The organism is Vreelandella profundi (assembly GCF_019722725.1).
Lineage (GTDB): Bacteria > Pseudomonadota > Gammaproteobacteria > Pseudomonadales > Halomonadaceae > Vreelandella > Vreelandella profundi.
The window spans coordinates 1,756,203-1,769,011 of record NZ_CP077941.1 but is presented as its reverse complement, the minus strand read 5'-3'; the positions used below and the strand labels follow the sequence as shown (position 1 = coordinate 1,769,011).

Below are 12,809 nucleotides of genomic sequence, written 5' to 3'. Positions count from 1 at the left end.
ACAACAGGCTTTGAAAGGAGCTAATTCCATGAGCATTCTGGTACTTGCTGATCTTCACGAAGGCCAACTGGCCGGGGCCACCGCTCACGTTGTAGCGGCTGCTAAAGCCATTGGTGGTGATATTGATGTTCTGGTTGCCGGCGAAGGCGTTCAAGCCGCCGCTGACTCTGCCGCTAAGCTGGATGGCGTGAGCAAAGTGCGCGTAGCCGACAATGCCGTTTACGCCCATCAGCTAGCCGAGCCCATGAGCGCGCTGCTGGTTGAACTGGCCGGTGATTACACTCATGTCCTCGCCAGCGCCTCCACCACCGGTAAAAACGTGCTGCCACGCCTAGCCGCGTTAAAAGACGTCAGCCAGCTTTCTGACATTATCGCCGTCGAAAGCGCTGATACCTTCAAGCGCCCGATTTATGCCGGTAACGCCATTGCCACGGTAAAAAGCGACGATGCGCTTAAAGTGATGACCGTGCGTACCACCGGCTTTGATGCGGTGGGCGAAGGTAACAACGCCCCGGTAGAAGCGGTCGACATTGTTGTGGAAAACAGCCAGTCCCGCTTTGTCAAAGAAGAGCTGGCGGCGTCCGACCGCCCCGAGCTAGGCGGCGCCAAGGTCGTGATCTCTGGCGGCCGTGGTATGGGCAACGGCGAGAACTTCAAGCTGCTCGACGGCATTGCCGACAAGCTAGGTGCTGCCATTGGTGCGTCTCGCGCCGCGGTTGACGCAGGCTTTGTGCCTAACGACATGCAGGTCGGTCAAACGGGCAAGATTGTCGCCCCGGATTTGTACATTGCGGTGGGTATTTCTGGCGCTATTCAGCACTTGGCGGGCATGAAAGACTCTAAGGTGATCGTCGCGATCAACAAAGACGACGAAGCGCCGATCTTCCAAGTGGCCGATTACGGCCTGGTCGGTGACCTGTTCGAGATTCTGCCTGAGCTTGAGAGTAAGCTGTAATCGTTCGAGCCATGCATAAGGGTCCCTGCGCGGGGCCTTTTTGCGCTATTGATACCCCTTAAAATAATAACCAGTGAGCCGTTCCATGCTATCGCGCCTAACCGCTTCGTTAACTCTGCCGGTGATCGGCTCCCCGATGTTTATCGTTTCAGGGCCAGAGCTGGTCATTGCTCAGTGTCAGGCAGGTATTGTCGGCGCGTTCCCCGCACTCAATGCGCGCCCGGCAAACGTACTCCGAGAGTGGCTGAGTCATATTACGCAGACCTTAGCTGACTATGACAAGCAGCACCCTGAAAGTCCGTCGGCGCCATTTGCCGTTAATCAAATCGTCCATCCCACTAATGATCGTCTGGAACACGACGTAGCGCTGTGCGCCGAGTTTAAGGTGCCGCTGGTTATTACTAGCCTGCATGCGCCTAACCGGGTGGTTGAGCAGGTGCATGCGTACGGCGGCCTGGTGTTCCACGATGTGACTACGCTGCGACACGCGCGAAAAGCCATCGATGCCGGTGTCGACGGCTTAATTTTGGTATGCCACGGCGCAGGCGGCCATGCAGGGAGCCTTAATCCTTTTGCCTTTGTGGCTGAAGTGCGCCGTTTTTACGACGGGCCGCTGGTGCTCGCAGGCGCGATTACTAAAGGCGAGCAGATTGCGGCTGCTAGGGCGCTTGGCGTGGACTTGGTGTATATGGGAACCCGCTTTATTGCCACTCAAGAAGCCAACGCGCAAGCGGCTTATAAGCAAATGGTGCTCGATGCTGCGGCAGGAGACATCGTCTATACCAACCTGTTTACCGGCGTGCACGGTAACTATTTGCGCGCCAGTATTGAGCTGGCAGGCCTTGATCCCGATACGCTGCCAGAGGGCGATAAAGCCGCAATGCGCTACGGCTCTGACGGTAGCAGTAAGGCAAAAGCATGGCGGGATATTTGGGGCGCAGGGCAGGGCGTTGGCGCGATTACGTCGCTTCGCAGCGTAGCCGAAGAAGTCGCCACGCTGCGCCATGATTACCAGAAAGCGCTGGATCATTTGCGGCGGCTTTGACGAAACGCTGCCACCCGGGCCTGAAAATCGTCAGAAGCTTTGCATTGATCCTGAAGTTCACCTTCAAGGGTCATGGTGTCATTAAGCGAGACCTGCGCCGCTTCACGGAGTGCACGCTTAGTGGCGCTCAAGGCTTGGGGGGATTGCGCCACTAGCATCTGCGCTAAGCGGCGAGCCTCTTCGAGTACCTGGTCATCGTCGCTTATCCGGTTAGCCAGACCCAGCGCCAGGCAGCGCTCAGCCGAAATGGGTGTGGCAAGGGCGGCCATTTCAAACGCCTGGGCATGGCCAAGCGTACGCACTAAATGCCAGCAGGCGCCACCGTCTGGAATCAATCCTATGTTGATAAAAGCAAGTTTCAGGTAGGCGGAACGTCCCATAACGACCATGTCGCTGGCGAGAACATAGGAAACGCCAATGCCCGCCGCGGCGCCCGTGACTGCTGCAATTACCGGTTTATCCATCGTCATCAGGCAGCGCAGGGCGGGCAGAAAGAGTGTTTCAAGCCGTTCGCTGGCTGGCTGCGAGGCTGCCTTTTCAAACTCTGCCAGGTCAGCACCGGCGCAAAAAGAACTTCCTTCGCCGCGTAAAATCACGCAGCGAATTTGAGCATCCTTTGCTACTGCTGCCAGCGCGTTATTAAGGGCCAGAGCGGTGGGTTCATTTAACGCATTGCGCACTTCTGGACGCGCAATGGTGACTTCTACAACGCCATTTTCGATAGTGCTGATATGAATTAAGTCGTCAGTTTGATTTGGCATCTATGCTCCTTAAGCGACCTCTAAACGTTCGCTGACCGTTTCTAGATGATAGTCGCTGTCACCCAGGTAGTGGTCGAACATGACCAGATGCTTGGCGTAGTTGGAGACATAGCACTCATCCGTCATACCCATGGCACCGTGAAGCTGAATGGCCTGCTCGGCAATAAAACGAGCTGACTCGCCGCAATATGCCTTGGCCGCCGCGATTTTATAATCGCGCTCGTGGGGAGGTAGCGTCAGGCTAGTCGCTGCCAAAATAGCCATCGAGCGAGACTGCTCTAAGTGCAGATGCATATCCACCATACGATGTTGCAATGCTTGGAAGGCTGCTAGCGGCAAGCCAAACTGCTTTCGTTCTTTAATATAGGCCAGCGTCTGATCGCAGGCTGTTTCCATGGCACCGATAGCCTCGGCACACAGCGCCGCTCGGCCAATAGCCAACACCTCGGAAAGCGCGTTACTGACGTCCTCACTCAAGCAGTTGTCTAGTGCTAGCGTAACGTTTTCCAGCGTTAAATCCCCGGCGGACTGATCATCCATGGTGCGGTAGTGATGCGTCGTGCTACCGGCAGTGCCAGCGGGGACTATGAATAGCCCTAGTTTACCGCTCTCGACACGTGCCGTAACCAGCGTCGCCGCCGCGGCTTTAAGGTTCAGTACGACGTCCTTTCTGCCCGTTAATAGCCACTGGCCGTTACGTTGGATCGCCTGAGTAGAAACGGCAAAGGCATCGTAACGAGCATGATGCTCTTGCCAGGCAAGCGCCAGCTGATGTTCACCTTCTAGCAGCGGTGTTAACCAGCGCAGCTGCTGCGCGCTGTTGGCGGTAAGCGCTAAGAGCTCACCGGGGAGCAACAGGCCTGCGAGATAAGGCTCGGGCACCAGCCCGCGGCCCAGCGCCTGCATGATAATCATCAGGTCGGTGCCATCGCCGCCTAGTCCGCCAACGTCTTCGCTAAAGGGCATGTGAAGAATGCCCAGTTCAGCAAACGTACGCCATAGCGCGGATGTCTCTGTACCGGCTGCATTAAGCAGCGTGCGGCGCTGCTCGGGCGAAACCTGGTCGGCGACTAGGCGCGTGAGCGTCTCTTCGAGCATGCGCTGTTCATCGGTTAAAGCAAAATCCATGCTGCGCTCCTCACATGCCTAAAATAGTTTTAGCGACGATCGTTTTTTGTATTTCGTTGGCGCCGCCATAAATCGATAGCTTGCGGCGATTAAAATACTGAGCGCTGGCGGCTGCACGTTGAGCTAAACCTTCATCTAGACTGGCTTCGCCATGTAGAAACTCAGGGAAAAATGGCAGGGCGGCAGGGCCAAGTGCGCGGCGGGTTAGTTCGCTTAGCTCTTGGCGAAGCTCAGACCCGCGTACTTTTAACAGCGAGCTTTCCGCCCCGGGTGCGCTGCCATTGCGGGCAGCGGCAATCACGCGCAGGTTAGTCACTTCAAGCGCCATGAGTTCAAGCTCGGCTTTTACGACCCGCTGGCGAAAGCTGGGTAGCGTCAGCAGCGGTTTACCACGGTGCTCAATACGACTAGCAAGTGATTTCAAATGGCGTAAGGCCTGCTTAGCGTGGCCAAGCCCTGCGATACCGGTGCGCTCATGAGTCAGTAAAAACTTGGCACAGGTCCACCCTTGGCCTTCTTCACCCACGCGGTTTTCGACCGGTACGCGGACATTGTCTAAAAACACTTCATTCACTTCGTGGGCACCGTCGAGCGTTATAATCGGGCGCACGGAGATGCCTGGGGTTTGCATATCAATCAGTAGAAAGCTGATGCCCGCCTGCTTTTTAGCCGCCGAGTCAGTGCGCACTAAACAGAACAGCATGTTGGCGTGCTGGCCCAGGGTGGTCCACGTTTTTTGGCCATTGACGATGTAGTGCTCGCCGTCGCGCACTGCACGGGTCGTTAAACTCGCCAAATCAGAACCAGCGCCCGGCTCGGAATATCCCTGGCACCACCAGTCTTGATTGTTAAGAATACGCGGCAAATAGTGCTGTTGCTGTTCAGCGGTACCGAATTTCATGATGACTGGCGCCACCATGTTAACCCCAAAGGGCACGACGGTAGGTGCATGAGCAGCGGCGCACTCTTCATCAAAAATATGCCGCTGAACCGGACCCCAGCCGGGGCCGCCGTGTTCTGTTGGCCAGTTCGATGCCAGCCAGCCTTGTTCGCTGAGAATGTTTTGCCAGCGAAGATGATCGTCCGCACGTAGATAGCGTCCTAAGCGAACGCGCTCGCGGATATCGCCGGGTAATGAATCGCTAAGAAAGCGGCGCACCTCAGTACGAAAGACCTGTTCTTCAGGACTAAAGGTCAGATTCATTTTTGTGCGTCCTTGGCCGCGGCTGCGAGCGTTGCTTGGCGATGTGGCCCGCCTAAGTGGCGTGGATAGCCCAGCGCTTCTACGGCCAGTAAATCGATATCGCTTTCGCGATAGCAGAAGCCCTGTTCAGCAATACTGATACTTATTTTTTCAAGCGCTGACTGTTGCTCATCAGCTGAAACCTGCTGCATGGCATCGTGCATTGCATTAAGTAAGCTACGCTGCTGGCTTACCACCACGTTGATACGCAGTGCTTTCAAGGTAAGCGCTGCCTGCTGCTGGATCAGTGGCTCAGCGCTAATATTGGCCAGCTCAACGATGTCGCTGTTTGCAACGATGATCAGACTTAGCGTTGCCTCACTGCACCCTGGAGTATCGACCTCGTGCAGTGCAATAACGGGTATGCCGCCAGGTGAAACGCTGCCTTCACCTATATGCGCACCCGGTGCTAATAAGCACAGCTCCGTTACATTGGTGGGCTTGCTTGTCAGGATAATGCCGGCCCGCTGAGCGGCTTTTTTGAGTTTCTCAAACAGCGGATGCTGGCCAAGAAGCGCCACATTGTTATATTTGCTTAAGCTAACGGCGCTGTTTTTTTCAGCATCAGGCACCACGTGCGGGCTGCGCGCGGCAAAAAAGAGATGGATAAGCCCCGCGCGCTGGGGGGAGTCCATGCAGGCTAAAAATAGCTCTCGCTCACGGCGAAGCCCGGCTTGAAGCGACTGCGCCGTTACGCAGGCTTCAATCGCTTCAACAATGCGAAATGGCGAAAAAAGCGCTGGCGATGACTGAGTTAGGTGCTCAAGCGTGGCGGCTATGGCTTGGGCATTAGCCGCAGGCGGGGGGAGCTCGCCGGTGATACGACATGCCTGCTCTGCGTTTAACACTTTTTTCGCCACGGCTAATCCTGCCTCAAGTGGCGTTGGAGCATCGCTAATGGCATCAATAATACCCGCTTCAAGCGCTTCTTCAGCACCTACAAAGCGCCCGCTGGTGATCATTTCTAGTGCACGCTCGACACCCACCAAGCGAGGCAAACGCTGCGTGCCACCTGCGCCCGGAAGTAGGCCAAGCTTTACCTCAGGTAGCCCCACACGCGTATCGGCTAGCGCGACTCGGTAATGGCACCCAAGCGCAACTTCCAGGCCGCCGCCAAGCGCTGTACCGTGCAGAGAGGCAATCAACGGTTTGGGGCAGGCTTCCAGCTGGGAAACAACATCGGGCAGTAGCGGTGCCTGGGGCGGTTTACCAAACTCGCGAATGTCCGCACCGGCGATAAACGTACGGCCGTTAGCTAACAGCACCAACGCGCTCGTGTGTGTATCGGCAATACCTTCTTCAAGCGCATTGATTAAGCCACTGCGCACCGCATGACCTAGGGCATTAACCGGCGGGCTGTCGATTTGGATAACGCCAATATCGCCGTAGCGCTGATAATGAACAGACATGGCTGGCTCCCGTACTGTATTTGATGGCATGGATAATGACCTATCCAAAAGGGGCATTTAACGAATATTGTCGATGCCAACACTATATGACTGACGCGCTATGTGACCGCTGATGGTGACGCTGGCTCAGGCGTGCCAGCAATACGCCAGGCACTAGGGCCGCTGCTGCCAGAGCAATTAGCTCCCACTGGCTAAGTGGCACCATTCCACCGCCGGGTAGCGCTAGTAGCAGGCCTGCGATTAATACCAGGCTGCGTATTATGATCTCCTGGAATGCGCCATAGCCCAGCCGACCAACGCCCATCAGATAGCCCTGCATCGCAGAGGCAAATAAAATGATGCCAATCACCGCCTGCACAAATACCACCACAATCATGAGCGGCGCGCCCTGCATAATCAGCGCCGGGTTCAGCACGAACAGGAACGGGATAAAGTAAATCACGCTACCCAAACGCATTGCTTGAAGGCCAGTGGCCATCGGCCGTGCGCCGGCAACGGTGGCTGCAGCAAACGCGCCCAGCGCTACCGGCGGGGTGATAAAGCTCAGCATGCCCCAGTAAAGTATGAACATGTGGACGGCCATCGGATCCAACCCGCCGCCTTGGATCAAGGCAGGTGCCAGCGCTACCGCAAGGAAGATGTATGCAGCGGTCACCGTCATGCCAATACCGAGCACGAAGCTGGTCACTGCGCCCATGATTAACAGTAGTGGGACGCTGCCACCGGCAATGTTGATAAAGTCGTTAGCAATCGTGCCTGAAAGGCCGGTCATCGAAAGCGCACCGACCAGCATACCCACACCCGCTAAAATGGCGATTAGTTCGGCAAATAGCTTAGCGGCGGATGTCAGCGTGTCTGCTACGTCTTTCCAGCCCCAGCGGTTGTGCTTAGAAAGCTGATTGAGTACTAACAAAAGGGCAGTAGCGTAAAACGGTGCGACGGCTTCGCGCTGCATAATCAGCAGCATCCATACCAGTAAGGCGAAGACGAAAATAAAGTACCAGCCTTCTTTCAGCGTTTGCTTAAGTGAGGGCAATTCTATGGCAGGCAGACCTTTAATATCGTGGCGCGCGGCGTAGGCATCAATTTGAATAAACAGGCCTAAAAAATAAAGCACCGAGGGTATTACCGCGGCTAGCGCAACGGCCGAATAGGGAATATCGAGAAACATGGCCATTACAAACGCGGTGGCGCCCATCACTGGGGGCATTAATACACCGCCCGTGGAGGCACAGGCTTCGACGCCGCCTGCAAATGAGCGGCTCATACCAATGCGGCGCATGGCGGGAATTGATAAAACCCCGGTGGTAAGCACGTTGCTAATAACGCTGCCGCTCATAGAGCCCATCAGGCCGCTTGAGAAAATGGCGACTTTGGCAGGGCCGCCGCGCACGTGGCCGAGCAGGGCAAAGGCAAGGTTGATGAAAAACTTGCCGCCGCCACTTTTTTGTAACACCACGCCAAACACTAAAAAGCCAATCACCAGCCCCGCAAAGGCTTGCAGCGGTACACCCATGATGCTTTCGGTACTCATGGTGTGATACATGGCCGTTTGTTCTAGCGTCGAGGGAAAGGCTTGAATGGGGCCGGGGACGATGTCGGCTACTAAGGGGTAAAGTGAGAATACGCCGGCAATAATCGCAATCGGTAAACCACCCGCCCGACGAGAGGCTTCAACGATTAATAGCCAGTAAGCGTAGCTTGCATAGATGGCCATATCGGGTGCGTCGAAGGCCCAGCCACGTTCCAAAATAGGTACCGCGTTATACACAAAGTAGCCGCCAACGATCAGCGTGCTTGCGCTTAAAAGATAGTCGTACCAAGGAATCGGCTGTTCTTGCTGGCTGCTACGCATCGGCCAAAGTAAAAATACCAGCGGAAGTAGCAGCGCGACAACAGCGTAATAGAATTGCGTTTCAAGGCCGGTGACAAAGGTAAATAAGCCCAGGTTAAAAAGATAATCTAACGTCATCAGCATTAAAATGACGGTAACGGAGGCGGGAACCCATCGCAGCGCGACGGGGAGCTGACGAATTTGGCTGATCTTTTCTTTAACCTGCTGAGTATTCGCAGGTGCGGTATCTGTAGTCATGGCGAGGTATCTATGGTTATGGAAAGATCCGTCAATCAGCAAAGGGCGGCGAGCGCCGCCCCGTGGCGTTTTTACTCGAAGATAGGTTCGAAGCCAGCTTCATTTAATGCGCTGGCGCGAGCCTGCATCCAATCAGCCGTAAATGCGTCGGCATCATCGCTGGGCGAATTTTCCATAAAGCTTTCCCAGGCCGTTAATAGAACATTTTGGCGCTCTACCAGCTCGTCTTGGTGGGCCTGCATTTCATCCGTCCATACATCGACTTCTTTGTAATACTCCACTACCGCATCGTGGAACGGCACTACCCACTGAAGATCTTGCGACTCTAAGGCATAGCCCAAAGCGCCTGGAGCATTGTCTTTGTAGTCATCAAAATTTTCCTGCATGGCTTTAATCAGTCCATAGGCAACCTTGTCATCCAGGTCTTGATTAGCAACCACGATTGGATAGGGGTAGCTTGCGCTGGGCAGCGGATTGTCGACGCTAATGTCGCCAGCGCCGGAGGTCACTTCATGAGGGCGAAAATAGGGCGCGACTTCTGCCATGCGCTCCCAGCCCGCTGCATCGTTGGGATCTAGCACCGGCCAACTGATACCGCGCGGGCTGCTGGCGAGCTGCTGTGCTGGCGGGGTCACCGTGGTGGTAAATGAGGCATCCACATCGCCGGCGATAATGCCGTCAAATGAGCGCCCGTAGCCGGGGTAGTCAACGCGCTCAACGTCATCCCAGGTAAGACCACCGAAGGCCAAATAAGCTTCTGTGCCTTTATTTAAGGCGTCATCACCCCGGATATAAGCGATGCGTTTACCTGCCAAATCAGCTGGCGTTTCGACGTCTAAATCACCGGCGACCGCAAGGGAAAGCCCAAAAGACGCTGTTGAGGTGGTGATGATACGCAGCGGCTGAGGGCCCCAGTCGCGGTCGGCAAACATCATCACGCCTTCAGCGCCGTAGTAGCTGGCGATACCACAGGCACAAAGATCAACGCGCCCCTGCTTAAGGGGTGTCATGCGTGATACGTCGTTGTCACCAGGCAGGATACGTACCGATGAGTCGTATTTATTCTGCAGCATATTACCGATTGCGACGGCTTGAGCGTAGCCGCTGGAATTGGTGCCGTAGGCGGTCCACGCCATGGTGCTAGGCAGCTCAATGTCACTGGCATGGCTTACCGCAGCACCCAGCAGTGATAAAGGTAATGTGGCGAGGAGTAGGCGATGAGCAAATGGACGCATTGGAATGCTCCTTTATTGTGGTTTTGAAGACGGTAGTGGTTACGTTTAGTTACTTTAAGTTTTGCTATGCGGTATTGTATTTTGCTAAGTGGTCGGCTGATAGTAGAGAAGCCGCTAGGCTGCTGTCAATGACGTTCTCGTTAGGTGATCTGGCGGCGAACAGGCAGGCATAAAAAAACCAGGCGATGGCCTGGTTTTTCAATGAAATGATTTTCAAAAACGTGATGGCGTTAGCTAACTAGGAGAATTCGCGCCAAGCGGCGTAGGTGCTCAAAAAAACCCTCCCGGTAAGCGCTTCTAAAAAGTCACTTTTTTTGAGCTGATCCATGACAGGCCCTTTCACTTCAGACAAATGCAGCTTTACGTCAGAGTCTTTTAAGCGAGCGTTGATAGCATCCAGGCTTTCTAGCGCCGAGGCATCGATCAAATTAACCGCTGAACAGATCAATACCACGTGCTCAAGCTCAGGATGACTAGCTACTAAGTTATAAACGGTATCTTCCAAATAGCGGGCATTGGCGAAATAAAGACTCTCATCTATACGCAGCAGGGCTGCATTGCTAGCCGTTTCTACATCGTGGCGCGCGGTATTTCTAAAGTGCTCGGTACCCGGCACTCGGCCCACTAAAGCGCTGTGCGGGCGGCTGGTACGGTATAAAAAAAGCGCAATTGAAAGCGTGACGCCGCTGATGATACCTGCTTCGACGCCTTCAACCAGCGTAAGCACAATGGTGACTGCAATGGCGGCAAAATCGCTGCGTGAATAGCGCCAAGTTTGGCGCAGCATAGGGATGTCGACGAGTGTCAAAATTGAGACGGTAATCGTCGCCGCCAGGGTCGCGATAGGCAAGTAATAGAGCCAGCCGGTAAACGACATCGTTACTAACGCAATGCCTAGCGCTGCAAAGGCACCGGCTGCGGGTGTTTGCGCGCCTGCGTCGTAGTTAATCACTGTCCGTGATAGGCCGCCGGTAACCGGCATGCCGCTTGAAAAACCAGCGGCAAGATTGCTGGCACCTAAGCCGACTAGCTCTTGATTAGGTGAAATACGCTGGCGCCGCTTAGCCGCCAACATTTGACCCATGGACACCGATTCAACAAAGCCCACTAAGCTAATCAGCAGCGCTGGGATTAACAGCGAGCGCCAGAGTGAATAGTCGCCCCAGGGAAAGCTGAGTGCGGGCAACCCACTGGGAATATCGCCCACCACCGCCACGCCCGCATCGGCTAATTGCCAATACCACGTTATTAAGGTGGTAATCACCACTGCAAATACTGGCCCTGCTTTGGCGCAAAGATCTGCCAGGAAAAGTGGAAAACCGATTTTATGTAGAGTGGATTTACCGCGACGGCGCATAGCAACCAAAAAAATTAAGGTGCCACTACCGATTAGTAAGGTAAATAAATCATAGGTAGCCAGGTTGGGTACTAAGGTGACAAGGCGCTCAACTAGCGTGAATCCGCTACTTTCGACACCCAGTAAACTGCCCAGCTGACTCACTGCAATCAAAATGCCCGAAGCGGTTAAAAACCCTGAGATAACCGGATGGCTAAGAAAATTACTGAAAAAACCCATTTTCAGCAGACCCATCACCATCAGCATGCCGCCTGAAAGCAGTGACAGTATCAGCGCGGCCTGTAAATACGTCTCCGTGCCAGTTGCCGCCACCGAAGAGAGCGCCGCCCCGGTCATCAGCGCAATGATAGCGACCGGGCCAACCGCAAGCGTTTTGCTGGTACCAAACAGCGTATAAATTAGCTGCGGCAGAATGCTGGCGTAAAGACCAACGACTGCGGGTAGCCCCGCTAATAGCGCATAGGCGAGCGATTGAGGGATAACCATCACGGTGACGATCAACCCCGCTAACACGTCAGCCCCCAATAGGCGCTTATGATAATGAGGCAGCCACGTCAGAATGGGCAAATAGCGCTTTAGCATGGATTCCAGGCGTAGTAGATGTGGCAGAGGATTAAGGGTAAGTGATATTTCATTCTGTTGCAGCGCTTATATTCAATAGTTTTAACTAGCTGCCACGTTGCTCAGGCGTGATTGCCATGCAGACCATGAATAAAGCGCGAGCCCTATCCAGATAAGCACAAAGGTAGCTAGTTGGATAACGCTTAAGGACTCACCGAACACGGTTAAGGCGATCAGGAACTGGATGCTAGGATTGATATACATTAGAAAACCCAGCGTCGCTAAGCGCAATCGGCGTGCGGCACCTGCAAAGGCCATTAGGGGAAGCGCGGTCAAGGCGCCGCTGGCAATGAGCAGGCTGGTAGATGAGGCATTTTGTAAAAAATGTGAGCTGCCGTTCCAGCTAAGCCACGTTAATGCGATAAGCGCCAAGGGGAAGAGCAGCAGCGTCTCGACAAACAGCCCCGATAAACCGTCCAGCGGCACCTGTTTGCGAAACAAACCGTAGCTGCCAAAACTTAGCGCCAGCATCAGGCTAATCCAAGGCAGTTCGCCCAGCATTATAAACTGCGCGGCAATCGCTGCGCTGGCCAAGCCCAGTGCGACCAGCTGAAGTTTAGCCATCACTTCTCGCAGCACTAAAACACCCAGCGCAACGTTAACCAGCGGTGTCAGAAAGTAGCCCAAACTTGCCTGCAGTACCTGCTTGGATTCCACTGCATAGATATAAATCCCCCAGTTCAAGGCAATCAATAGCGCGCAGGCCAACACGCGGCCCAAGCGTTTAGGCTCGCTAAGCGCGGCGACAACCGGGGACCAGCGACGTAAAACGGTGATGAGGCCGACTAAAAAGAAGCATGCCCAAATGATGCGGTGAATTAATATTTCAAAGGCGGGAACACCGTCAAATAAGGCAAAAAATAATGGGAAACATCCCCACATTGCGTAGGCGGAGAGCCCAAACATAACGCCTTTGACTGCTTCAGGATCACGTGTTGATGTAGGAAGCATAGCAGCCTCATT

At 54.5% G+C, this 12,809-nt stretch carries 10 protein-coding genes; 2 read left to right on the top strand and 8 right to left on the bottom strand.

Features of this window, described 5'->3' with window-relative positions; genetic code table 11:
- The first annotated feature begins 28 nt into the window (after positions 1-28).
- Both KUO20_RS08135 and KUO20_RS08130 read left to right on the top strand, forming a co-directional pair.
- Complete coding sequence (locus KUO20_RS08135; protein ID WP_235042071.1) at positions 29-955, top strand: electron transfer flavoprotein subunit alpha/FixB family protein; 927 nt, start codon at positions 29-31, stop codon at positions 953-955.
- Positions 956-1,040: 85 nt separating this feature from the next.
- Positions 1,041-2,000, top strand: coding sequence for an NAD(P)H-dependent flavin oxidoreductase (locus KUO20_RS08130; protein WP_235042349.1), 960 nt, complete (start codon positions 1,041-1,043; stop codon positions 1,998-2,000).
- On the opposite strand, the gene KUO20_RS08125 is transcribed toward KUO20_RS08130, so the two are convergent.
- The 8 genes from KUO20_RS08125 to rarD form a co-directional block, all read right to left on the bottom strand.
- Positions 1,982-2,761 carry an enoyl-CoA hydratase/isomerase family protein gene (locus KUO20_RS08125; RefSeq protein WP_235042348.1) on the bottom strand — a complete coding sequence of 260 codons (780 nt, stop codon included), beginning with the start codon at positions 2,759-2,761 and terminating at the stop codon, positions 1,982-1,984. The two genes, KUO20_RS08130 and KUO20_RS08125, sit on opposite strands and share 19 nt — an antisense overlap.
- Before the next feature lie 9 nt (positions 2,762-2,770).
- Positions 2,771-3,889, bottom strand: coding sequence for an acyl-CoA dehydrogenase family protein (locus KUO20_RS08120; RefSeq protein ID WP_235042347.1), 1,119 nt, complete (start codon positions 3,887-3,889; stop codon positions 2,771-2,773).
- A gap of 10 nt (positions 3,890-3,899) precedes the next feature.
- On the bottom strand, positions 3,900-5,093 hold the full coding sequence (locus tag KUO20_RS08115) for an acyl-CoA dehydrogenase family protein (protein ID WP_235042346.1): 1,194 nt from the start codon (positions 5,091-5,093) through the stop codon (positions 3,900-3,902).
- Positions 5,090-6,541 (bottom strand): enoyl-CoA hydratase/isomerase family protein, encoded by a 1,452-nt coding sequence (locus KUO20_RS08110; RefSeq protein WP_235042345.1) that lies wholly within the window; start codon positions 6,539-6,541, stop codon positions 5,090-5,092. Before KUO20_RS08110 ends, KUO20_RS08115 begins: the two co-directional genes overlap by 4 nt.
- An 82-nt stretch (positions 6,542-6,623) precedes the next feature.
- Positions 6,624-8,633: a TRAP transporter permease gene (locus KUO20_RS08105; protein ID WP_235042344.1), complete on the bottom strand. Its 2,010-nt coding sequence runs from the start codon at positions 8,631-8,633 to the stop codon at positions 6,624-6,626.
- 71 nt (positions 8,634-8,704) lie between these two features.
- On the bottom strand, positions 8,705-9,868 hold the full coding sequence (locus KUO20_RS08100; RefSeq protein ID WP_235042343.1) for a TAXI family TRAP transporter solute-binding subunit: 1,164 nt from the start codon (positions 9,866-9,868) through the stop codon (positions 8,705-8,707).
- Positions 9,869-10,106: 238 nt separating this feature from the next.
- Positions 10,107-11,807, bottom strand: coding sequence for a SulP family inorganic anion transporter (locus tag KUO20_RS08095; protein ID WP_235042342.1), 1,701 nt, complete (start codon positions 11,805-11,807; stop codon positions 10,107-10,109).
- An 81-nt stretch (positions 11,808-11,888) separates the two neighbouring features.
- On the bottom strand, positions 11,889-12,797 hold the full coding sequence (rarD, locus tag KUO20_RS08090; protein ID WP_235042341.1) for an EamA family transporter RarD: 909 nt from the start codon (positions 12,795-12,797) through the stop codon (positions 11,889-11,891).
- Positions 12,798-12,809: the final 12 nt, after the last annotated feature.